Raw genomic sequence first — 23,037 nt, 5'->3', positions numbered from 1 at the left:
CCCGCGCTCTCCCCGACGGGGCCCGGCCGGTCACCGGCCGGGCCCCGTCCGCGTGCGGGACCAGCCGCACCCCGCCGGGGGACGCCCTGCACGAGCCCGGCGGGCCCGCCCGCCCACGAGGGACGGACGGGCCCGCCGGCGCCCGCTCAGCTTCCGTTCAGCTTCCGACCGGCTCCGCGCGCAGCCGGGCCGAGTGCTTGACCAGGGTGATCAGCACCTCGCGGCTGGAGTCCCGCTTCCGCGCGTCGCACATCACGATCGGGATCGACGGGTTGAGCTGCAGCGCCAGCCGCACCTCGTCCAGCTCGAACGTCGGCGACCCCTCGAAGCAGTTCACCGCCACCACGAACGGCGTCCCGCGCCGCTCGAAGTAGTCGACCGAGGGGAAGCAGTCGGCCAGGCGGCGGGTGTCGGCCAGGATGACGGCCCCCAGGGAGCCCTCGGCCAGCTCGTCCCACACGAACCAGAAGCGTTCCTGCCCGGGGGTGCCGAACAGGTACAGGACGTAGTCGGTGCCCAGGGTGATGCGCCCGAAATCCATGGCCACCGTGGTGGTGCGCTTGGCCTCCACGGACGTCAGGTCGTCGACGCCCACGCTGCGGTCGGTCAGCACCTCCTCGGTGCGCAACGGCCGGGTCTCGGACACGGCTCCGACCATCGTCGTCTTGCCCGCACCGAACCCTCCGGCGATCAGGATCTTGATCGCCGTCGGGAGGCGCGGGCGCTCAGAGCGAGCGAAGGCCATCGAGCACCGCCCTGTACATCTTCATGTCATGCATGTCCACCTCGGATTGCGGTTCCTGGGCAGAGACGAGTTCGCGGTCGAACAGGTCGCCGAGCAGCACGCGGATCGTGCCGGCCGGCAGGTTGAGGTGCGCGGCTATCTCGGCGACGGACTTGGGTTCACGGCAGAGCTGGAGAATGCGCAGGTGTTCGGGGTCCAGCCCGGCGTCGGGCCCCGGCGGCGGACCCACCGCCAGCGCCATGGAGATGAGGTCGAACTTGCCGTGCGCGGGCTGGGTCCGCCCGCGCGTGACGACGTAGGGCCGGATGATCTCCGGATCGATCCAGTGTTCGTCCGTGGACTCCTCCGTGGTGCTCACCGGTCGCTCCTGGCGGCGGCCTCGGCGTTGCGCGCGCCGGAGGTCAGGTACTGGCCGACCCGCGCCACCAGCATCGCCATCTCGTACGCCACCAGCCCGATGTCGGCGTTCTGGGCGCACAGCACGGCCAGGCAGGCGCGTTCGCCCGCGGTGGTCACGATCAGGAACTGCGACTTCCACTCCACGACCGTCTGCCGCACCGCGCCGGCGGCGATGTGGTCCGCGACGCCCTTGGCCAGGCTCTGCAGGCCGGAGGCGACGGCCGACAGGTGCTCCCCGTCGGTGCGCTGCAGACCGGCGGACGAGGCCATGAGCAGGCCGTCGGAGGACAGCACGATGGCGTGCTCGGCCTCCTTGATCCGGCCGACCAGGTCGTCGAGCAGCCAGTTGAGGTCGGTGCCCGCGGTGGGCGTCATGTAGGGCCTCCCGTCGGGAGCCGGGCCGCGGCGGTCATGCCTCGCCTCCCGGCTGCTCTTCCATCAGCCTGGCCGCCTCGGTGCGGCCAAGACGGGTGCCTGACTGCAGGGATCCCATCATGGCGCGGATCTCCTCGGGCGAGCGCTCGTCATCGTCCTCCTCGAAGTCGGGCTGCGTCGGCGTGTCGTCCCGCAGCGCTGGCGCCAGGTTGGCCTGAGGGACTCGGAACGGCAGGCCGGACGGCGTGAACTCGGCCACAGGCTGCTGCTCCGGTTCCGCGGGCGGTTCTGGTTCAGGTGAAGGCGAGGGTGCTGGTGCTGGGGAGGGGGTGGCCACCGCGTGGAGCTGGGAGGGGGCGGGCATGGGGGCGGGACGCGGCGGGGTCAGGGTGCGGACGTTCTCGGCGGGCCGCGCGACCGTCGCCAGCGTGGTCCCGGTGCTCGTCCGGCGCGGCAGGCTCGGGCGGGTGTCGCCCTCCGGGTGCCGCGGCGCCGGGTCGAGCTCGACGAGCTCCTGCGGCAGCAGCACCACGACCGTGGTGCCCCCGTACGGGGAGGGCTTGAGCACGACCTGGATGTCGTGCCGCCGGGCGAGCTGGCTGACCACGTAGAGCCCCAGCCGGGCGGTGCCGGAGATGCGGAACTCGGGCGGGTCGGCGATGCGCTCGTTGGCCGCGTCGAGGTCCTCGGGCTTCATGCCGAGCCCGCGGTCCTCGATCTCGATGACGTACCCGTTGGCCACGAGCTGCCCGCTGACCTGCACGTTCGTGTACGGCGGCGAGAACGACACGGCGTTCTCGATCAGCTCGGCCAGCAGGTGGATGACGTCACCGACAGCCCGGCCGACGAGCACGACCTCGCCCATCGGCATGAGCGTCACCCGGGTGTAGTCCTCGACCTCGGCCAGCGCGCCGCGCACCACGTCCACCATGGGGACGGCCCGCCGCCACGTACGGGCGGGCGACGAACCGGACAGGACGATCAGGTTCTCGGCGTTGCGCCGCATCCGGATGGCCAGGTGGTCCAGGCGGAAGAGCTCCTTCAGCTCCTCGGGGTCGGTCTCCCTGCGCTCCATCACGTCGAGGACGGTGAGCTGCCGGTGTACCAGGCCCTGGGTGCGGCGGGCGAGGCTGAGCAGGATGTCACGGATGCTGCGGCGCAGCTCGGCCTGCTCGGCCGCGACGCTGATCGCCGTGCGCTGCACGGTGTTGAACGCCTGGCCCACCTGCCCGATCTCGTCGTCGCCGAACTCCAGCGCGGGCGCCTCCTTGGCGACGTCCACCACCTCGCCGTGGCCGATGCGCTCGACGATGCCGGGCAGGCGGTCGTCGGACAGCTCGTGCGCGGCGTCGCGCAGCTTCTGCAGCTGGGCGAGCAGCTGCCTGGTCGTGGTGATGGACAACACGATCGAGGCGATGACGGCGATCAGGCCGAGGCCACCGGCCAGGAGCAGCCGCACGATGACGCCGATCGCGACGGGGACGATCCGGTCGAACAGGCGGTCACCGCCCGCGACCACCTGCGCGTGCATGCCGGAGAGCGTCGCGTCGGCCGCCACGCGCCAGCTCTCGCCGCTCACCGGAAGCGGACCCGCTCCCGGTTCGTGCCGGATGAGCTGCGCCTCCATGGTCTGCAGCCGGACGACGGGCTCGCTCTTCAGCCAGGCGTCGAAGGTGGCCCGGTCCTCGTAGGGCAGCCGGTTCAGCGCGTCGGTCAGCGTGTAGTGGAAGACGGCCGACATCCTGAGGAACTCGGCGTGGTCGTCGGCGGTGAACCCGCCCTTGGCGAACACCCCGGACAGCAGCGAGTCCTCGCGGGCCAGGAACTCCCGGGAGCGGTGCATGTCCGACAGCGCGCGGCCGTCCGCGGCGATGTCCTTGTCGTCGAAGGCGGCCACGGAGTCGTACATGCGGTACATCGCGTCGATCGTGGTGTTGTACTGCTGCGCCGCCCGGGACGGTTCCGTCTTGCCGGCGTCGATCGCCTTGCGCGCGGCCACGAGCTTGTCCAGCTCGGCGTTGACCGCGGCGATGCGCTGGACGAGCGAGTCTTCGGCGGCGAGGTCGACGACGTTGCCCTGGGCCATGGAGGTGAACTCGGCGCGCAGGGAGTCGGTCCTGGCTCGCTGGTCGCGCATGCCCTTGTCCACGACGCGGGATCCGGTGCCGAGGTGGGCGACGGTCAGTCGGCGCTCGCGCTGGAGCTCCACCAGCAGCGGCTCGCTCGGCTCGACGATCCTGCCGTCGACCGTCGCGGCCCCGAGCAGGTTGACGCCTTCCCGCAGCGTGACCCAGGCCGCGAACACCCACAACAGCGTGAGCGACACGATAAGCGCCGTGACTTTGGCCCGGACACTGGCATTACGGAAGCGCATGAAGCCCTCCGGAAGAAAAGACCGCGGGGTCAGCAGGCCATGTCAAGGCGTAGAAAGGGGCACTCCAGGAATCCGGCACTCGGATCACCCTAGCAACGCAGGAATACTGCCTCAACACGCTAGGGCACCATAAAGGGCATTATGTCCTATTTTCGCACCTGGAATTTCCTTCGGTGCTACATATCGTGACATGCTGAGCGGCGATGACCGCTGCCCGCACGATGGCTGTCGGCGAGTAAAGCTCCTTGTCATGCCACAACGGAGGATAGTCGGATAAATTGGCTGCCCGATTCAGGTACTCATAACCGCGCCGCGCCGCCCCTGCGCACCGTTCATCCGGCTCGGGGCCGGCCAGCAGGAGGGCCTGCATCCCGTACGCCGTCTCCTCCGGCCTGCCCGCCCACCGGCCCCAGGATCCGTCGGCTCGCTGCGTGGACAGGATCCACTCCCGCCCCTTGCGCACGGCCCCGGCGTATCGGGCGCCGCCGAACTCGCCGAGCGCCAGCATGCAGCTCAACGTGGCGTAGTACGGGGAGGCGTGCCACCTGTCGATCCAGCTCCCATCGGGCCGCTGCCGCTCGGTCAGCCACCTCGCCACCCGCTCGATCCGTGGCCGGTACGCCTCCCCGGCCGCCGGCCTGACCCGCGCGTACTGGCCGAGCGCGTCCAGCACGTGGGCGTTGACGCTGACGGACGTGCCGTCCTCCCCCTGCCAGGTGCAGAAGTGCGCGCCGGTGTCGAACGTCGCCAGCGACGAGGGCTCGTACGGGACCCCGAGCAGGGCCAGGGCGTAGAGCGCGACGCTGGTGGTGTCGGCGTCGGCGGGCAGACCGGCCCCGGCTGGGGTGCCCGCGGGCCCGATCGCGGCCCACAGGTCGGCCGTCATCTCCGGCGGCACGTCCACGGGGACGCCAGCCCTGAGCAGCCAGCTCAGCACCCAGGCCCGCTCGAAGACGGTGATCGGCAGCCCCACCGGCACCGGGCCGCCGTACCGTCCGGCGACGGCCCGCAGGTGGTAGAGGGCCGGGCCGGCGGCCTCGGGATCGGGCCGGGCCGACAGCCAGGCGGCGGTGGCCGCGGGCGAGGCGCCGACGGTGCCGATCGGCGCCGGTCGTATCGCCCCCGTCGCCCCGACGACCTCCAGCACGTGCTGGACCTTCTGCGGCGGCTCGGCGCCGGACGCCAGCAGCCGCCTGACCCGGGTGAGCCGGGTGGTGTCCATGGTGGGGGGCAGCGGCAGCGGGGAGCCCTCCGGACGGTGGCGGTTCACCAGCTCGACGAGGGCGGGGACGATCAGGTCGATGGCCGGCGTGTCCGGCGGCTCCGACGCCGCGGCCAGCATGGGACGCAACGCCTCCAGCCCGGCCTTGGCGGCCGGGAGCAGGAGGCCGTCGTCGCCGTCGCCGCGCGCGATCGCCGTGAGCAGGGCCTCCGTGGCGCTCAGCGTGGGCACCAGCCCGTAGCCGTCGGGCGCGCCCCAGGCGCCGTCGCCGTGCTGCTCCGCCAGCAGGTATGCCACCCGCTCCCGGTGCCCGGCCAGGCCGGGGGCGAGCGTGACCAGGCGGCCGGTCTCGTAGACCGACGGCGACACCTGGCCCCACGGCGTGGCCATCAGCTCGTTGACCAGGAGACAGGCCTGTTCGGAGAGGTTCACGTCGCCGCCCAGAAGTCGGACAGGCCGTAGAAGCCTGTGCTGTAGTCGATCTGCCATGCCAGGTAGTCGGCCGGGCGCGGATGGTCGCCGCGCAGCGGTTCGATCAGCGCGTGCGCCTCGCGGGCCAGCACGGCCATCCGCTCGGTCACCTCGTCGTGGGTCAGGCCTAGGGTGAACGCGTTGCAGTCGCCGTACGCCCGTTCCCGGTGGTGCGTGGCCAGGTCGTTGAGCAGACGCAGGTAGCGCTGCACCGCCTCGCCCGCCGGGCGCAGGACCTCCAGGTCACCCGGCGCGCCCACCTGGCCGGTGGCGATCCAGTGCGAGACGGCCACGAAGGAGGCGCCGCAGCTGTCGGCGTTGGCCAGGTACTCCTCGACGGCGGGCGGCTCGTCCGCGCGGCTCCACTCCCATTCGCGGGCCATGGCCGCGAGCATGCGCGCGAGCTGGTCACGCCAGGCCGACGCGAGCTCCGGCGTGGTGTCCAGCTCCGCCCGCAGGTCGGCGGCGAACGCGCCGGCCGGCCCGGCGGGGGACTCCGACAGGCAGTCGCCGATCAGCGCCGCGACCTCCTCGCGCGTGCCGGCCTCGTGGTCGATCAGCCGGTCCACCGCGAACACCAGCAGCGAGGCCCGGTTGACGGCCTGCAGCTCGGCGGCGGTCGCCAAGGGCGAGCCGAAGGCGCCGGCGAGGCCCAGGGACAGGTGCAGCCCGGCGTCGAAGGCGCCGGCGGGGAACAGGTCACCGAAGCGCGCGGCGTGCCCGGCCAGTTCCCGCCCGCCGGCCACGGCCAGGGCGCAGGCGCGGCCGATGTCGAAGGGGTTCACCGTCGCTTCTCCAGTGTCATGGTCAATCCGTGCGGCGGGCGCAGCGTGGAGGCCAGGCGCGGCACGATCGGCCGGTCGAGGTGCACGTGGGGGCGGTACCTGCGCAGGATGCCGGCGATGAGCAGCGGCGCCTTCAACGCGAACAGGTGCTGTCCCAGGCACACGTGCGGCCCGGCGGCGAAGGGCCAGTAGGCGTAGCGGTGCCGCCGGGCGTCCCCGCCGGGGGCGAAGCGTCCGGGGTCGAACGTGGCGGGGCGGTCCCAGAACTCCGGCAGCCGGTGCGTCAGGTAGGGGCTGAGGATCATCGTGGAGCCGGCCTCGACGCCGACCCCGCCGACCACGTCGGCCTCGACGGTCCTGCGGGGCAGGAGCCAGCCGGGGGGGTAGAGCCGCAGCAGCTCGCTGACGAACATCTTCAGGTACCGCAGGTGCGGCAGGTGGGCGATGCCGACTGGCTCGTCGCCCACCACGCGGTCCACCTCTTCGTACACCTTCGCGGCGATCTCCGGATGCGCCTGGAGCGTCGGCCAGACCCAGGACATCGCGGTGGTGGTGGTCTCGGTGGAGGCGCCGTGCATGGCGACGAGGTCGTCCCTGATGCGCCGGTCGCCGCCGTCGTCCGCCCTCGTTCTGACCAGGCGCGAGATCACGTCGTCGCCTTCCTCGTGGCGGGCCCGCGCGATGCAGCCGTAGACGACCTCGTCGATGGTCTTGATCGCTCGCCTGAACGCCCGGTCGCCCGGCAGCGGCACCCGGTGCGGCACGAACGGCAGCACCAGGCGCAGCGCCTTGGCGGTGACGGCGACGTCATAGGCCGGCGCCAGCCGGTCGATGTCCGCCATGGAGATCTTCGCCCCGAAGAACAGCCGCACGATCACCGGGTGAACCAGGGCGCCCATGCCTTCGGTCACGTCGAACGGCCGTCCGGGGACGACGGTCGTCTCGATCAGCTCGTCCATGATCCGGGCCATGTTCTCCGCCATGGCGTTGACGCGCCGGGCGGTGAACAGCGGCTGGAGGATCCGGCGGCTGTCGGCCCAGTTCTCGCCGTCGGACAGGATGCTCTCGCCGAGCAGGGGCGCGAGCGGGTCCCAGAACATGCCCGCGCGCACGTAGTTGGCCTGGCGGACCGTGAGCACGTGCTCGACGTGGTCGGGGTGGGTGACGAGGTAGGGACGGAAGGGGCCCATGTTGAGCCGTACGACCCGGCCGCCGGCCTCGGCGCCGGCCTCTTCCAGCGCGTGTACCGGGATGCGGTGGTGTCTGCTGAGCCTGCCGAGGAAAGGGACAGTTCTGGTGGCAGTGGCATTGTCCGCCACGGGCGTGTCTCCTCTGCGCCCGTCTTACATAACGGACATTTAATGACGAAAGTTAAACTCAGGCTGGAGTATCACATGACCGTGCATAGACATTCAAGATCGAAGTTTGACGGGAACATCTTGTGAACCTCAGCCGCACCGGACCGTCCCTGCCGGACACCGACGTGATCGCGCGCTGCCGCCGCCTGGTGGAGCCCGCCATGCGCGCCGCCGTCTCCCGCCTCCACCCGCGGGGAGCCGACATGGTCTCCTACACCCTGGGCTGGTCGGACGCCGAGGGGCGCCCGTACGAGGGTGCGGGCGGCAAGAGCGTGCGACCGGCCATCGCCCTTCTCAGCGCCGAGGCCGCCGGCGGCACCGCCGAGTCCGCGCTGCCGGGGGCCGTCGCGGTCGAGCTCGTGCACGCCTTCTCCCTCGTGCACGACGACATCATCGACCAGGACGAAAGACGCAGGCACCGGGACGCCCTGTGGAAGGCGTACGGGGTGGGGCCGGCCCTCCTGGCCGGGGATGCGCTGCTGGCCCTGGCCGTGGCCCGGCTCGCCGACCGCCCGGAGGCGATGGGCTACCTGTCGCGAGCCCTCGTCGAGCTGGTCCAGGGCCAGACGGCCGACATGGCGTTCGAGAGCCGTCCCTGGAGCGGGCCCGGGGAGGTGAGCATGGCCGAGTACACCGAGATGGCGGCGGGCAAGACCGGCGCGCTGCTGGCGGCGGCCGCCGCGGCGGGGGTCGCGCTTGGGGGCCGGCCCGAGCTGTCCGAGCGCATGTGGGCCATGGGGGTGGAGCTCGGCGTGGCCTTCCAGATCGCCGACGACGTGCTGGGGATCTGGGGGGATCCGCAGGTCACCGGCAAGCCGGTGCACAGTGACCTGCGATCGCGCAAGAAAACCGTCCCGATCCTGGCCGCGCTGGGCTCGGGGAAGCCCGCCGCCGGCCGCCTGGCCGACGCGCTCGCCGCCGGCGAGACCGACGACGCGGCCCTGACCCTGACCGCCTGCCTGATCGAGGAGGCGGGCGGCCGGGACGCCGCCGACAGGCTGGCCGCCCGGCACCTGACCGCGGCGCTGGACGTGCTGGACGAATGCCTGCCGGCCGCCGCCCAGCTCAAGGAGCTCTGCCTCTCCCTGGCCGGCCGCGCGCACTGACCTGCCGGCCCGGGGCCGCCTGCCACCCTGGTTCGTGGTGTCAGGGGCGGGAGGCCTCGTCGAGGAGGGCCAGCTCCTCCTCGCTCAGCTCCAGCTCCGCCGCCGCCAGCAGCGGCTTGAGCTGGCGGGGGTCGCGCGCGCTGGCGATCGGCGCGGTGACCGTGGGCTGGGCGGCCAGCCAGGCCAGCGCCACGGAGGCGGGCTCGGCGCCGCGCTCGGCCGCCACCTTCAGCAGCCCTTCGAGCGTCCTGCGCCCGTGCTCGGTGTCCAGGTACTCGGCCGCCTTCCCGGCCCGCGGGCTGTCGACCGTGACGCCCGGCTGGTACTTGCCGGTCAGGAACCCGCGGGCCAGCCCGAAGTACGGCGTGCTCGACAGGCCGGCCGCGGCCACCACGTCCCGCAGCTCGCCCTCGTACCCCCGGTCGACCAGGTTGTACGGCTGCTGCAGCGCCCCGTACGCGGCCAGCCCCTCGTCCCGGGAGATCCGCAGGGCCTCGGCCAGCCGGGCCGGCCCGTAGTTGGACGCGCCGATCTGGCGCACCTTGCCCTCCTTGACCAGGGCGTCGAAGGCGGCCAGCGACTCCACCAGGGGCGTGTCGCGGTCGTCCACGTGCGCCCAGTACAGGTCGATGTAGTCGGTGCGCAGGCGGCGCAGCGAGTCCTCGACGGCCGTCCGGATGGTGGCCGGGGCCAGCCCTTCGAGCCCCTCCAGCATGCCGACCTTGGTGGCCACGACCACCGAGTCCCGGTTGCCGCGGTCGGCCATCCACTCGCCGATGATCAGCTCGGACGTGGACTCGCCGGTCACCCAGTGGGGGTAGACGTCGGCCGTGTCGATGAAGTTGCCGCCGCCCTCGACGTAGGCGTCGAGGATCGCGAACGAGGTCTCCTTGTCCGCGGTCCAGCCGAAGACGTTGGTGCCGAGCGATATCGGGAAAACGGACAGGTCCGTCGTGCCTATTGATCTCATGCGGCCATTATCCGCGCCCCCCGCCAGCAGGCACGGACGGCGCCCCGGTCATGTCCGTGCCTGCTGGGAGACGCGCGGTCAGTGCTCCACGGAGGCCAGGTCGAGGGCGCGCGGGGTGAGCAGCCAGACCACCAGCGCGCCGGCCAGCATCAGCGCCGCCCCCGCCCCCGAGGTCAGCGCCAGCGAGTCGGTGAAGGCCGCCCTGGCCGTCTCCACCAGCCGCGCCCCCTGCGCCCCGAGCTCGGCGGCCACGTCGAGCGCCCCGCCCAGCGACTCGCGCGCCGCGCCCGCGCCGGGGCCCGCGTAGTCCAGCGCGTTCCGGTAGACCGCGGCGGCCACGCTGCCCAGCACGGCCACGCCGAGCGCCGCGCCCACCTCGTAGCTGGTCTCCTCGATGGCCGCCGCGCTGCCCGACTTCTCCGGCGGCGAACCGGCCATGATCACCGCGGAGGCGATGGCCAGCGCGCCGTTGCCCGCGCCGATCAGCGCCAGCGCGACGGCGACCGGCCAGTAGCCCAGCGGCTCCGGCGCCAGGCACACCAGCAGGAACCCCAGCCCCGTCACCGCGAGCCCGCCCGTCAGCACCGCCCGGGCGCCGACGCGTTCGGCCAGCACCGGCGCGAGCGGCGAGGCGATCAGCGCGGCCAGCGCGGCCGGCAGCAGCCGCACGCCGGTCTCCAGCGGCGCGTACCCCTGGACGAGCTGCATCCACTGCGCGAGCAGCAGCAGCACGGCGGCCATCGCGATCGACGTGGTCAGCGCCGTCACCACGCCCGCCGAGAACGGCGCGCTGCGGAACAGCCTGATCTCCAGCAGCGGATCGGGCCGGCGCGCGCACCGCACCACGAACCAGCCCAGCGCGACCGCCGCGACGACGGTGGCGGCCAGGGCGGCCGGCGAGGTCAGGCCGTCCTTGCCGAACGTCTTGACCGCGTACAGCAGCGCGGCCATGCCCGCCATCGACAGCACGGTCGCCGGCGCGTCCCACCGGCCCGGCCTGGGGTTGCGCGTCTCGGGCAGCAGGAGCAGCCCGGCGATGACGGCCGCCGCCATGACGGGCACGTTCACCAGGAACGCCGACTGCCAGGAGAAGTGCTCCAGCAGGAACCCGCCCAGGATCGGGCCGAGCGCCGCGCCCATCGCCGCCATCGCCGACCAGACGCCGAGCGCCCTGGCCCGCTCGCCCGGATCGGTGAACAGGTTCCGGATCATCGACAGCGTGGACGGCATGATCATCGCACCGCCCACGCCGAGCAGCGCCCGTACGGCGATCACCTCGGCGGCCGAGTCGGCCAGCAGCACCGCCGTCGAGGCCGCCCCGAACACGGTGAACCCGGCCAGCAGCATGCGCTTGCGCCCCCACCGGTCGCCGAGCGCGCTCGCCGTGACCAGCAGCCCGGACAGCACCAGCGAGTACGCGTCGACCATCCACAGCAGCTCGACCGAGGTCGGCCGCAGGTCCTCGGTGATCGCGGGCAGGGCGACGTTCAGCACGGTCATGTCCATGACCACGAGCAGCACGCTGGCCGACAGCACGGCCAGGCCCGCCCACCGCCGGCGCGCCGACAGGCCGGTGACCGTCATCACGACCACCCCCCGGCGCCCGCGCCGGCCAGGAACGTCTCCCGCAGCAGCCTGGCGACGTCCCGGCGGGCGACGTCGCCGCGGCGCAGGCTCTCCCGGACGGCCACGAGCAGGCCGTAGACCGTGTTGCTGATCCAGCGGGGCGGCAGGTCGGCGCGCAGCAGGCCGGCCCGCTGGGCGGCGGCGAAGAGCGCGATCTCGTGCTCCTCCAGCTCCTCGGCACGGCGCAGCAGCTCCGGGTGCACGGCCATCGCGTAGTCGGTGAGGCCGAACCCGTACTCGTCGGCCACCTCGATCCACCCCTCCAGCAGGAGCTCCAGGGTCCGGCGGAGCACGCCCGGGTCGTCGGAGGCGGCGGCGGCCGGCACGTCCGCGCGCACCTGGAGGTCGTGCCACCGGTCGTGCGCGCGGTGGCCGAGCGCCGTCATCAGCTCCTCCCGGCTGCTGAACTGCCGGTGGAGCGTGGCCCTGCTGATCCCCACCGCCTCGGCGAGCTGGGCCATCGAGGCGGTCGGGTGCTCGTTGAGGTGCTGGATGGCCGCGGTCATGATCTGCTCCCGGCTCACCACCATGAGACAACTCCGTCAAATATGAGACATTTACGTCTCAATCCTACATGGCGGTGGAAGGGCAGCAGGCTCTCGCCCCGGCGGGATGGCGATGAAGCCGCAGGTGGCGCTAGGGTGCGAGCTGTGTCGATCGGTGACGCGCGCACGCGCATCCTGGACGCGGCCGAGGAACTGTTCGCGGGCAGCGGCTACGAAGCCACTCCGACCGCGGTGATCGCCAGGCTCGCGAGAGTCCCCAAAGGGCTGATCTTCCACTACTTCCCGCGGAAGATCGACGTGCTCGTCGCCCTCGTCGACGAGCGCACGCTGGTCGAGGAGAGCCGGGAGGTCGACGCCGTGCCCGGCGACCCGGCCGGCACGCTGGCCCGGCTGGCGCGCGGGCTGCCGCTGCGGGCCTCACCCGCGATGCGGCGCATCCTGTTCCGCGAGGCCGACACGCACGGCTCGGTCAAGGAACGGCTCGGCCGGCTCAACGGCGAGCTGATCAGCAGGGCCAGGTTCGCCCTGGAGCTGGCGCTGCCCGGCACCCGCGGCGACGCGGCCCGCCTGGAGGTGGCCGCGGCGACGTTCGCCGCCGTGCTGCTCTACCAGGAGAACCTCTGCCAGCTAACCGGTCACCAGATCGACCCCGACGCCGTCGCCGAACTCATCGCCCACGCCCTCGGCTAGCAGCTCGTCGAGGGCGTCGCGCAGGTGGCCGAGCAGGCCCCACACGTCGTCCACGCGCTCGGGGCAGGCCACGATGCCGAAGTCGAGCATGCCGTCGTAGGAGAAGCAGGTGATGTTCACGCCGCCGGACAGGTCGGTCAGCACCGACAGCGGGTAGTAGGCCAGCACCCGGCCGCCGCACATGTAGAGCGGGAACTGCGGGCCGGGCACGTTGCTGATGATCAGGTTGATCGGCGGGAACGCCGTCCCGGCCAGCCGGAAGATCGCCGGGGTGGCCAGGCTGGTGACCGGCGCGGGCAGCAGCGAGCACAGCTCGCCGAGCCAGCTCGCCGGCGCGACGGCGAAGCGCCGCTTGGCCCTGCTCATGGTCTCGCCGACCGCCCGCAGCCGTTCCCCGGCGTCGGGGACGTTCGTCGGCATCGGCGCCACCATGGCCGAGATCTGGTTCCCGACCACGTCCGTGGCCCCGCCCGTGCGCACCGACACCGGCACGGCCACCACCAGCGGCTCGGCGGGCAGCGCGTCCCGTTCGTCCAGCCACGACCGCAGCGCCGAGGCGCACAGCGCCATCACCACGTCGTTGACGCTGATGCCGTTGGCCTTGGCGACCTTCTTGACCTCCTTCAGCGGCACCGACCCGAACGACAGCTCCCGCCGCGCACTGATCGGCCCGTTGAACGGCGTGCGCGGCGCGGTCAGCCCCGGCAGCTCGGGGCGCTGCTTCTGGTCGCCGGTCATCAGCCGGGCGGCCCTGGCGATCGCCTGCGCGCCGGGCAGCGCGCCGGCCAGCGGGATCGCGTCGAGGTCGCCCGCGGCCCTGACCACCGAGCGGGCGGCGCGCACCGGATGGGTGAGCGAGCGCACGGCGGCCCCGGCCAGCATCTCCACCAGGCCCGGCGGATCCTGCCGGGGCGGCGCCGGGCGCGGCCCGGGCTCGCGCACGCCCTCCGGCGTCAGGTCGAGCAGGGTCGCCAGGGTCTCCGCGCCCGACACGCCGTCGATGGCCGCGTGGTGCACCTTCGTGTAGACCGCGACCCGGCCGCCCGCCAGCCCCTTGATCAGGTGCATCTCCCACAGCGGACGCGACCGGTCGAGCCGGCGCTCGTGGATCGCGGCCACCGCCCCGGCCAGCGCGGCGTCGTCGCCGGGCGCCGGCAGCGTCGTCTCGAACAGGTGGTTGGCCAGGTCGAAGTCCGGGTCGGCGCACCAGTAGGGACGGTCGAGCCCGAACGGCACCTCGACCAGGCGCAGGCTGAGCGCGGGGGAGAGATGGACGCGGTCCAGCAGCAGCTCGGCCAGCGCGTCCCGGTCCACCGCGCCGCCGGCCGGGTCGAGGACCGCCAGCCCGGCGACGTGCGCCGCAGTGGTCTCGGACTCGACATGGAGGAACTGGGCGTCCAACGGGGTCAGCTGGCGCATCTGCTCTCCCTTCCTCGTCGCGTTCTTCACGGGGTTCTTCGGCGTCTGCTTCGACGGACGCTTCGTCTTGTGCGAAAGCCTCGCACGGTGTCATTTCCGTAACGTTTCCGCGAGAGTCTTTCAGATGAAATGCACACCTCTGAACCACTTTCTGATGAACGGCCAGCTCAGCCGTGTTCGTGACACTTATCTATCCGTTGACCACCTGCACCGGATGCCGCACGACCGCGTCGAAGGAGTAGCCGAAGGGGTGCCTGGGCGTGCGCAGCGGCTGGGTGGCGCCGGTCTCGTCGGTGGCCCTGGCCATCAGCACGGCGGGCCCGGTGTGCTTCGGCGCCCACTGGACGTGCCACGGCAACCACGCCCCGACCAGGTGCGGGCCATGATGCTCGGCCGGGTGCCAGGACTGCCCGCCGTCGAAGCTGACCTCGACCGCGACGATCCGCCCGTGCCCCGACCACGACCGGCCGCGCAGCACGTGCGGCCCCGGACGGCCGCGCCAGGCGTGCGGGCCGCGGATCGGCAGCCGGGCGTCCCAGGGCAGCTCGAAGGCGCTCTTGACGGGCTGCGCCGCGACGTCCCGGTAGAAGACGGTGTTCCACGGCGTGAACATCTTGCTGGTCGAGACCTCGATGTCCCCCAGCCACTTGATGGAGGCGATCCCCACCCATCCCGGCACCACCAGCCGCACCGGGAACCCGTGGTCGGGCGGCAGCGGCCGGCCGTTCATCTCGTACGCCACGAGCACGTCGCGCACCGCCTTGGCGACCGGCAGCGGGCGGCGGACGTGGCCGTAATCCTCGAAGGGCGCGTCGAGGCCGGTGGGCAGCACGTCCACGGCCTCGGGGCGCAGGCCGGCCTCGGCGAGCAGGTGGCGCAGCGGCACGCCGCGCCACCTCGCCACGCCGACGGCCCCGAGGCCCCACTGCGTGCCGGGCGCGGGGTCGCCCTGCTGGGTGCCGTAGAACGCGCGGCCGTTGCCGGCGCACTCGATGGCCACGTCGTGGGTGCGCGAGGGCATCGACAGCAGCTCGTCGTAGGTGAAGGCGCGCGGCCCGCGCAGCCCGGCGCCGTGCAGGTGGAGCTGCCAGCCGGCGGCGTCGATCAGCGGGGTGGAGGTGTGGTTCCTGACGAAGAAGCGGTCGTTCGGCGTGTGGTAGCCGACCCCGGACATCGCCTCCCACCGCATCTCCGCGTTCCCGTCGTGGACCCGGAACAGGTGGTCGGGCAGCGGTTTGACGATCGTCGCCGCGACTTGCTTCATGGGAGCCACCTCTCGCAAGACGTATTTCCTACCTGGAAACCATTTAATCTCCTCGCGCTGTCTCCGCGTGCGCGTGCTTGCCGAATGCTGTCCCGATCCTGGGACCGTTCCAGCCGTACGAAGACCTACCCAGCGGCACGGGTGCGGCAACCGTGCCTTTCGGGGTGGTTCGTCAGCGCGTCCGGACGAGGGCGGAGAAGGGCTCGCCGGCGTTGAGCCTGGTCACCAGGCCGAGCAGCCCGGCACGGCCGCCGTTCTCGCCCAGCCAGCGGCTCACCCGGCAGGCCGACCTGGCGTACGTGGCGGGGTCGGCGCTCGCCGTGCGCAGCCACTCCTCCAGCGTCACCGGCAGCGGCCCGGACGGCGCCACCAGGCAGCGGTCCGGCGCGGACTCCGGGGCCAGGTAGCGCGGGTCGCCCGAGACCACCACCGCCAGCCCCTCGTCGAACCACTGCGGCACCTCGGCGGAGGAGACGAGCCTGGCGTGCAGCTCGACGTGGGACAGCTCGTGGGAGGCGATCACCGGGTCGAGGCCGCGCGGCGAGAGCATGACCGACCGGTTGAGCACCGCGACGCCGCGCTCCTGGCCGCCGCCGATGCGCCGGTAGCACGCCTCGGTCAGGCAGGCCAGGAGGCCGGGGGAGCTGCGGCGGCCGCCGTAGAACTCGGTGACCCGGCGGGCGGCCTGGTCGGCCACCTCGCCGACGCGCTCGCGCTGGGCGGGGGTCAGGCCGTCCTCGACGTGCACACCTGGGCTCAGCTCGGTCAGGCCGTAGCAGCCGGGGCAGGTGGTGGCGGCGAGCGAGGGATAGGCCAGGGCGACCCCGCCGACGCCGGCGAACACCAGCCCGGCCAGCGCGACGACGACAACCTTCCACACCCGCCGTCTCCGGCGTCCCGTTCGGGCGCCCGCGACGGGTGCGGCGGGAGTGGCTGGGGCGGAGGGCGGCCCGGCGGAGTCGGCGGGGCGGGGCGCAGAGGCCGGGTCCGGGGCTGCGGGGCGCGGGGGCTGGTTGTCCTCCATCGCCGTCCAAGCTAGCGAAGCAGGAGGAACGACGCGCACCCCGCCACCACCGGACGTGCCCTGACACCCGCCGCCACCGGGCACGCCCTGACGCCCGCCACGCCGGATGTGCCGTGACGCCTGCCGCCACCAGAGGTGCCCCGACGCCCGCCCCCGGGCGAGTGCTGCGCACGCCACCGGGCAGACCCTGGCACGCCACCCGCCGGAGAGGGCCTACGCCGGAGGCGCCGATGTGCACGCTGCTGAAGGGCGCTGCGTACGCCGGGGTTGGAGGGGCCCCTGTGTACGCAGCCTGTAGGGAAGTGGTGCGGACGTCGTCCGGAGGGGGCTGTGCGTGTGCCGTCTGCGGGCGGGGCTGTCCGTACGACGCCGGAGGGTCGTGCGTGCGGCGCGTGCCGGAAAGGTTCTGTGTGCGCCCTCCGTGTTGGAGCCGTGCCTTCGCCGTGCACGGGGGCTTTGGGCGCCGCCGTCCGTGGGAGGGGTCCTCTGCGTGCTGCTCGCAGGGTGCTGCGGGTGTGTGCGTCGGCCCGCACTTCCAGGAGCGGTGCCGCCTCAAGGTTACGGCAAATGTCCCTATTTGTGGTGTTAAGTCCGGATTTGAGAGCAGGAATCCTGGTGGACGCCCACTCCTGCGAGAAGGGCCGCGACCATCTGCGGCGGATGCCCCCGTCGAGGCTCGGGTGCGGCCCGCGCTGGGTGCGGGCCGCGCCCGACCGGCGCCTCGGCCCGCGCAGTCCGCGCGCCAAGCAGGGCGGCGCCCACTCCGAGCCCCGAGGCAGGCCGCGCCCCCCCCACCGGCCATGGCGAGCCCTACCCGACTGGGCATCCCGGCGCTGGACGTGCCCGGCCGCCCGCCTCGACCCGGGCGGAGGGTTACCGGCCGAGGAAGGCGAGGAGGCGGTCGAGGGGCCAGGTGTTGATGACGTCGTCGCCCGTCAGCCAGGCCCGCTGCGCGATCCCGACCCCGAACCGCTGGTGGGCCAGGTGGGGGATCGCGTGCGAGTCGCTGTCGATGGAGAACTTCACCCCGTGGTGCTTGGCCAGCCGCACCAGGTCGGCCGGCAGGTCGGAGCGGTCGGGGTAGGAGTCGATCTCCATCGCGGTGCCCGTACGGGCGGCCGCCCGGAAGACGGCGTCCCAGTCGGCGTCGACCGGCGGCCGCTTGCCGATCTTCCGGGTGGTCGGGTGGCCGATGATGTCGACGTACGGGTTCTCGCAGGCCGTGATGAACCGGCGGGTCATCTCCTCCCGCGACATGCCGAAGTGCGAGTGGACGGAGGCCACGCACACGTCGAACTCGCGCAGCACCTCGCCCGGCCAGTCGACCGACCCGTCGGGCGCGATGTTGAGCTCCGACCCGTGCAGGATGCGCATGCGCGGATACTTCTTCTGCAGCTCGGCCACCCGCCCGCGCTGCTCCAGCGCCTTGTCCAGGGTCATGCGCTGCATGGCCAGGTCGGGCGCGTGGTCGGTGACCGCGTAGTAGGAGTAGCCGCGCGCGGCGCCGGCGGCCACCATGTCCTCCAGGGAGGCGATGCCGTCGGTGAGGTCGGTGTGGGTGTGCAGGTCGCCCTTGAGGTCGGCCAGCTCCACCGGCACCGGCAGCTCGCCGCGCAGCGCCGCCTTGACCTCGCCGCCGTCCTCCCGCATGGGCGGCGGCACGAACTGCATGCCGAGCGCCTCGTAGATGTCCTCCTCGGACTCGGCGGCGATCACCCGCTCGCCCTCGAACAGCCCGTACTCCGACAGCTTCCAGCCCTTCTTCACCGCCATCTCCCTGATGGCCACGTTGTGCTCCTTGGAGCCGGTGAAGTACTGCATCGCCGCGCCCCACGACCCGGCCGGGATCAGGCGCAGGTCGACCTGGACGCCGGAGGTCGTGCGGATCGACGTCTTCTTCTCGCCCGCGGCGATCACGTCGGCGACGTAGGGCTGCGCGCGGAAGTCGGCCATGATCGACTCTGGCGCCACCGCCAGGATGTCGATGTCGCCGATCGTGTCCTTCATCCGCCGCAGCGACCCCGCGTACGCCACCCGCTCGGTCTTGAGCGAGCCGATGACCTGCTCGGCCAGCGCCATGGCGACGCCGATGTGCACCCGGCGGCCCGCCTGCTCAAGCTGCTCGATGCCCTTGAGCAGGTTGGCCAGGGTCTTGGGGCCGAGGCCCTTGACGCCGTCGAGCCGGCCGGAGGTGATGGCCTCGGCCAGCGCCACCGTGGAGTCGATGCCGTAGTCCTCGAACAGCATGATGGCCGTCTTGGGGCCGAGCGTGGGCACCCGGGTGAGCCGCCGCACGCCCTCGGGCACGCGGCCCCGCAGGTCGTCGAGCTGCCGGAAGCTGCCGCGCTGGAGGAACTCCTCCATCTTCTTGGCGATGGCCTCCCCGACGCCGGGGACGCCGCGCACGTCGACCTCCGAGATGTCCTCGGGGAACCCGGCGATCGCCTTGGCCGCCTTCTGGTAGCTCCGCACCCGGAAGGCGTCGCCGCCGCTCAGCGCGAACAGCTCCGCGTATTCCTGCAGCGCCGCCGCCGCCTCCTCATTAGCCCGCATGCCCCTACCTTAGGATCTCCGGCCGACAATCCCGCTGCTCAGAACTTGACCTCCCGCGGCCGGTACGGCTCGGCCAGGAACGCCAGCTCCTTGTCCGACAGCTCCACCCCGACGGCCGCCACGGCGTCGTCCACGTGACCGTCCTTGGTGGCCCCGACGATCGGCGCGGTGACGCCCGGCTGGTGCAGCAGCCAGGCCAGGGCGATCTGGGCCGGCGGCAGCTCCCGCTCGGCGGCGAGCTGGGCGACCCGGTCGAGGATGCGCCGGTCGTTGTCGGGGTCGTACAGGAAGTCGATGCGCGCGTCGGAGCCGGTCCTGGCGGTCGCGGAGGCCGCCGGGCCGGCCGCGCCCGCCCTGGCCAGCACGCCGCGCGCGAGCGGGCTCCACGGGATCACGCCCACGCCCTGGTCGGCGCAGAGGGGCAGCATCTCGCGCTCCTCCTCGCGGTAGAGCAGGTTACAGCTCTGCATTTCATGCAGGATGTTGCCCATGAGCCAGACAGCACCCCCCATCCCTGTCGTCTCCTACGCTCGCATCTCGGCCGACTGCAAGGGTGACGAACACGGGGTACGGGACCAGCACAAGGTCAACTCCGAGACCGCCGCGAGGTACGGATGGACGGTCGTCCACGAGTTCACCGACAACGACAAGTCGGCGGCGAAGGCGGACGTCGTGCGCGGCGACTTCGAGGCCATGCTGAAGGCACTGAAAGCGGGCAAGCTCCCCGACGGGAAACCGGTCTCGGGCATCGTGGTTCTCGCCGACGATCGGCTGACCCGCCGTCCGGGGGACTACGAACGCTTCGTGGAGGCGTTCACGCACCAGGACGGGCGCGTGTTCGCCGACGCCCGGGGCACCAAGAACCTGTACTGCGAGGACGTGGAGAGCATGGGCCTGTTCGGGGCCGTCATCTCCAAGATGGAGGTCCGCAAGATGCAGCGCCGTATGCGCCGCTCCCATCGGGCTCGGGCAGAGGAGGGCAGGCCGTCAGGCGGGCCACGCCCCTTCGGTTGGAAGCTCGACCGGCTGACCCTCGACAAGGTCGAGGCCGATCTCCTGCGGCAGGCGGCGGCCGACTTTCTCACTGGGCGCTCCCTGCACTCGGTCGTCAGGGAGTGGCAGGACAAGGGCATCAGGACCTCGCTCGGTAACGACTGGAGCGTGCGGTCCTTGAAGGTCGCGCTACTGAATCCGCGTATCTGTGGCTGGCGCGAGCTGGACGGGGAACTCGTCCGGGACGCGAGCGGCGAACCCGTGCAAGGCCAGTGGGCTCCGATCATCACCGGCGACGAGTGGAACGCGATCCGGGCTGTGTTCGGCGCCCGCAAGGGGCACTTCATCGGGAGGGACGGGAAGATCGGAAGGCGGCATCCCGCCGACTACCGGGACCCGACCTATCTCCTTTCGGGCATCCTGCGCTGTGGCAACACGCTGCCGGACGGCAACCTCTGCAACACGCCCCTGAGGGTCAACCGGGGCAAGGACGCACCTCACCACGTGTACACGTGCCTGAGCAAGGCCGAGGGAGGTTGCGGGGGCGTCTCCAGGCGCGGCGACCTGGTGGACCTCTTCGTCTCCGAGGCGGTCCTGGCGAAGCTCGAAGAGGGCGCGCTGGTCGACGCGTCGGACAGTGGGGAGTGGGACAAGGAGGAACTGCTCCAGGACTCCATCAACCGCCTGGACGAGCTGACCAGGCAGTGGCAGGCGAAGGCGATCGGCAACGAGCTGTTCTTCTCGCTCGCGCCCGGCTTGGAGAAGGAGATCGCCGACTATCGCACGGAGAAGACCAAGCACGACGCGTCCGCCCAGCTCCGGCAGTCACGAAAGGCGACCGACGTCGAGAAGATCCGGAAGCGGTGGTACCTGCTTGAGGACGAGGGCGGCCTGCCGATCTCGACGAAACGCACGTACATCCGCGAGGCGCTGCACGCCGTGATCATGTACCCCGCCGGCAAGGGAAACAAGAAGTTCGATCCGGACAAGCTTGACCCTATTTGGCGGGAAAACTGATTAGGGACGTCCGAGACGTCTTTCTGTTCGCGAATGGGGACCGTCCTTACTTTCAGGCTACGGTCCCCTTTCTTTTGTAGAGGAATGGCTGCACATAGCTGGACGCCTGTGGACTCTGGCGGACGCCATCGGACGTCTTGTGACACATTCTTGCGTTCCCGTGTGGAACCCCTGGCCTGCATGAACTCGTTGTACGAGTGGTACTACTGGTGCCACAGACGGTCACCGAACACGACCGACGGCAAGGACGGCGAGGACCGGAACGCGACCAGCGCAGGCATGACAAAGCGGGCAATCCGCATAATGCCATCCGGTATATAAGAAGTCGCGCAAAAACAGAAAACACTCCAAATAACTCTCGCTCCGACCTGAACCGTGCTCGTGGGCGGTGGCTTCCCTCCGAGGAGAGGAGTCCCCCTGACACCTTTGTTCGCACAAGCCCAGGAGTGGGGCAAGCGCAAGGCCGCCGAGTCTCCCCGGTGGCATCCCGACAAGTGGCGGCGCGTCGCTGCCGTCTTCCATCTGGAGGTCGCCGAAGACGCGGCCGGGCCTCATGTGACGGGGAGAGACGCCGCGTGAGTGACCTCCCATCCCTGTCATCCGACATGCTGGCCGCCGTCCAGCGTGCGGCCATGCCCGACTTCGCCCGCTGGCAACGCATGGTCTACGCCACGGGTGGCTGTGCCCAACCGATCCGGCTGCACGGCGAGAGGTACACGCTGGACAGCCGGACGGGTGAGGTGCTCGACGTGTACCGGACCACCGACGAGCCCACCGGCTTCCTGCTGACCGCGTGCGGAAACCGGCGCGCGTCCAGATGTCCGGCCTGTTCGGCGGTCTACAAGGACGACACGTACCACCTGATCATCACCGGTCTGCGTGGCGGCAAAGGCGTCCCCGAGGAGGTCGGCCTTCATCCCCGCGCGTTCGTCACCTTCACTGCGCCGTCCTTCGGTGCGGTCCATGCCCACCGCCAGAAGGCCGGCCGCACTCTGCCCTGTCGTCCACGACGGGACCGCCCTGTCTGTGTGCATGGACGACCGAAAGGTTGCGGGGTGCGGCATGAGCGCAACGACTCCCAGGTCGGGCAGCCGTTGTGCGTGGACTGCTACGACTACGTCGGAGCCGTCCTCTGGAACGCGCACGCGGGAGCACTCTGGCGGGAGTTCACCAGAACCATGCCGAGCGTCCTCGCCCGCCTGCTCGGCCTCACCCGGAAGGAACTGCGCCGGACGGCCCGCCTCTCCTACGCCAAGGTCGCCGAGTACCAGGCGCGCGGCCTGGTCCACTTCCATGCGGTGGTCAGACTTGACGGACCGGACGGCCCCGCCGACCGCCCGCCGGACCACGTCGCGCTGGACCTGCTCGACCGGGCCATCCGCCGGACCGCAGGACAAGTCGCGGTCCAGATGGAGGACCGACCGTCGTCCCCTGTCCGATGGGGTGATCAGCTCGACGTGCGACCGGTCTACGTCTCGTCGGAACTGGGCGGGCTGAGCGATCAGCGTGTCGCGGCGTACCTGGCCAAGTACACGACCAAGGGAGCCGAGTCGGCCGGGACGGTTGATCGTCCGATCCGGTACGCGTGGCAGATCGCGGGCCTGAACGTGACCGAGCACGCGCGCCGCATGATCTACACCTGCTTCACTCTCGCTGACATGCCCGCATGTAGAGAGGTGCCATTGCGGCAATGGGCTCACATGCTCGGTTACCGGGGCCACTTCTCCACCAAGTCGCGCCACTACTCGATCACACTGCGAGACCTCCGGCAGGCACGGGCGGACTTCCGTGCCGAACAAGCGCGACTGATCGCGAACGTCCCGGCCTTCGATCCGGCGGAGACCGTGACAGTGGCCGATTGGCGGTATGCCGGAAGCGGCCACCGCCACGGTGAGGCTTTCTGGGCTGCGGTCGCTCACAACCGCATCGCCACGGCCCGTCGAATCGCACAAGGGAGGGCCGTTGACGGTCCAGGTCTAGAAGCGGCGATCTCTAGACCTAGAGGCCGCTCTAGAGGCTCCCAAGGGCATTGAGTGCGCATCTAGAGGCCAAAGTCTGCGGCTGAATGTGAGCGGGTATCTAGCAAACATGCTCAGGCGAGTGGCGACTTGTGGATCTAGGCGTTGAACGGGCCCTGCGG

The 23,037-nt window shown here is 71.6% G+C and carries 19 protein-coding genes; 4 read left to right on the top strand and 15 right to left on the bottom strand.

All coding sequences use genetic code 11. The features are described 5' to 3' along the window. Positions 1-157: 157 nt before the first annotated feature. The 7 genes from ABT158_RS24340 to ABT158_RS24310 form a co-directional block, all read right to left on the bottom strand. On the bottom strand, positions 158-745 hold the full coding sequence (locus ABT158_RS24340) for a GTP-binding protein (protein WP_352356950.1): 588 nt from the start codon (positions 743-745) through the stop codon (positions 158-160). Further along, the gene (locus ABT158_RS24335) at positions 726-1,103 is read right to left on the bottom strand and encodes a DUF742 domain-containing protein (RefSeq protein WP_352356948.1); all 378 of its coding nucleotides are present in this window, start codon (positions 1,101-1,103) and stop codon (positions 726-728) included. Before ABT158_RS24335 ends, ABT158_RS24340 begins: the two co-directional genes overlap by 20 nt. Further along, complete coding sequence (locus ABT158_RS24330; protein ID WP_352356946.1) at positions 1,100-1,519, bottom strand: roadblock/LC7 domain-containing protein; 420 nt, start codon at positions 1,517-1,519, stop codon at positions 1,100-1,102. The genes ABT158_RS24335 and ABT158_RS24330 overlap by 4 nt, the downstream gene beginning before the upstream one ends. A 34-nt stretch (positions 1,520-1,553) precedes the next feature. Further along, complete coding sequence (locus ABT158_RS24325) at positions 1,554-3,845, bottom strand: sensor histidine kinase (protein ID WP_352356944.1); 2,292 nt, start codon at positions 3,843-3,845, stop codon at positions 1,554-1,556. Positions 3,846-4,032: 187 nt separating this feature from the next. Next, on the bottom strand, positions 4,033-5,547 hold the full coding sequence (locus ABT158_RS24320) for a prenyltransferase/squalene oxidase repeat-containing protein (protein ID WP_352356942.1): 1,515 nt from the start codon (positions 5,545-5,547) through the stop codon (positions 4,033-4,035). After that, entirely contained in the window at positions 5,544-6,371 is an 828-nt protein-coding gene (locus tag ABT158_RS24315; RefSeq protein WP_352356940.1) for a terpene synthase family protein, read from the bottom strand. The genes ABT158_RS24320 and ABT158_RS24315 overlap by 4 nt, the downstream gene beginning before the upstream one ends. Further along, entirely contained in the window at positions 6,368-7,690 is a 1,323-nt protein-coding gene (locus ABT158_RS24310; RefSeq protein ID WP_352356938.1) for a cytochrome P450, read from the bottom strand. Before ABT158_RS24310 ends, ABT158_RS24315 begins: the two co-directional genes overlap by 4 nt. A gap of 122 nt (positions 7,691-7,812) precedes the next feature. On the opposite strand from ABT158_RS24310, the gene ABT158_RS24305 reads away from it, so the two are divergent. Beyond that, complete coding sequence (locus ABT158_RS24305) at positions 7,813-8,835, top strand: polyprenyl synthetase family protein (protein ID WP_352356936.1); 1,023 nt, start codon at positions 7,813-7,815, stop codon at positions 8,833-8,835. 40 nt (positions 8,836-8,875) lie between these two features. Here the strand turns inward: ABT158_RS24305 and ABT158_RS24300 are convergent, their stop codons facing one another. The 3 genes from ABT158_RS24300 to ABT158_RS24290 all read right to left on the bottom strand — a co-directional run bounded on the left by ABT158_RS24300 (position 8,876) and on the right by ABT158_RS24290 (position 11,961). Further along, positions 8,876-9,805: an aldo/keto reductase gene (locus ABT158_RS24300; RefSeq protein WP_352356934.1), complete on the bottom strand. Its 930-nt coding sequence runs from the start codon at positions 9,803-9,805 to the stop codon at positions 8,876-8,878. 78 nt (positions 9,806-9,883) lie between these two features. Continuing rightward, a complete protein-coding gene (locus tag ABT158_RS24295; RefSeq protein WP_352356932.1) occupies positions 9,884-11,389 on the bottom strand; it encodes an MFS transporter in 1,506 nt (501 codons plus the stop codon). After that, positions 11,389-11,961 carry a TetR/AcrR family transcriptional regulator gene (locus tag ABT158_RS24290; protein ID WP_352356930.1) on the bottom strand — a complete coding sequence of 191 codons (573 nt, stop codon included), beginning with the start codon at positions 11,959-11,961 and terminating at the stop codon, positions 11,389-11,391. The genes ABT158_RS24295 and ABT158_RS24290 overlap by 1 nt, the downstream gene beginning before the upstream one ends. Positions 11,962-12,081: 120 nt before the next feature. Here ABT158_RS24290 and ABT158_RS24285 point away from each other — a divergent pair, with 120 nt between their 5' ends. Further along, positions 12,082-12,627: a TetR/AcrR family transcriptional regulator gene (locus tag ABT158_RS24285; protein ID WP_352356928.1), complete on the top strand. Its 546-nt coding sequence runs from the start codon at positions 12,082-12,084 to the stop codon at positions 12,625-12,627. Here ABT158_RS24285 and ABT158_RS24280 read toward each other — a convergent pair. The 5 genes from ABT158_RS24280 to ABT158_RS24260 all read right to left on the bottom strand — a co-directional run bounded on the left by ABT158_RS24280 (position 12,565) and on the right by ABT158_RS24260 (position 19,357). Next, entirely contained in the window at positions 12,565-14,046 is a 1,482-nt protein-coding gene (locus ABT158_RS24280; protein ID WP_352356926.1) for a WS/DGAT/MGAT family O-acyltransferase, read from the bottom strand. The two genes, ABT158_RS24285 and ABT158_RS24280, sit on opposite strands and share 63 nt — an antisense overlap. 190 nt (positions 14,047-14,236) lie before the next feature. Beyond that, a complete protein-coding gene (locus tag ABT158_RS24275; protein ID WP_352356924.1) occupies positions 14,237-15,310 on the bottom strand; it encodes a sulfite oxidase in 1,074 nt (357 codons plus the stop codon). A gap of 172 nt (positions 15,311-15,482) precedes the next feature. Next, the gene (locus tag ABT158_RS24270; protein WP_352356922.1) at positions 15,483-16,190 is read right to left on the bottom strand and encodes a hypothetical protein; all 708 of its coding nucleotides are present in this window, start codon (positions 16,188-16,190) and stop codon (positions 15,483-15,485) included. Between the two features lie 1,017 nt (positions 16,191-17,207). Beyond that, positions 17,208-18,887 (bottom strand): DNA polymerase/3'-5' exonuclease PolX, encoded by a 1,680-nt coding sequence (gene polX, locus ABT158_RS24265; RefSeq protein WP_352356921.1) that lies wholly within the window; start codon positions 18,885-18,887, stop codon positions 17,208-17,210. Between the two features lie 38 nt (positions 18,888-18,925). Beyond that, complete coding sequence (locus ABT158_RS24260; RefSeq protein ID WP_352356919.1) at positions 18,926-19,357, bottom strand: aldo/keto reductase; 432 nt, start codon at positions 19,355-19,357, stop codon at positions 18,926-18,928. A 10-nt stretch (positions 19,358-19,367) separates the two neighbouring features. Here ABT158_RS24260 and ABT158_RS24255 point away from each other — a divergent pair, with 10 nt between their 5' ends. Together ABT158_RS24255 and ABT158_RS24250 are read left to right on the top strand one after the other, a co-directional pair. Further along, positions 19,368-20,897, top strand: a complete 1,530-nt coding sequence (locus ABT158_RS24255; RefSeq protein ID WP_352356917.1) for a recombinase family protein — start codon at positions 19,368-19,370, stop codon at positions 20,895-20,897. Positions 20,898-21,529: 632 nt separating this feature from the next. Further along, a complete protein-coding gene (locus ABT158_RS24250; RefSeq protein WP_352356915.1) occupies positions 21,530-22,930 on the top strand; it encodes a replication initiator in 1,401 nt (466 codons plus the stop codon). Positions 22,931-23,037 lie beyond the last annotated feature (107 nt).

Origin of the sequence: Nonomuraea sp. NPDC001636 (assembly GCF_040298265.1) — a bacterium.
GTDB lineage: Bacteria > Actinomycetota > Actinomycetes > Streptosporangiales > Streptosporangiaceae > Nonomuraea.
The sequence above is the reverse complement of the archived record's forward strand: the minus strand, read 5'-3'. Positions and strand labels throughout refer to the sequence as shown.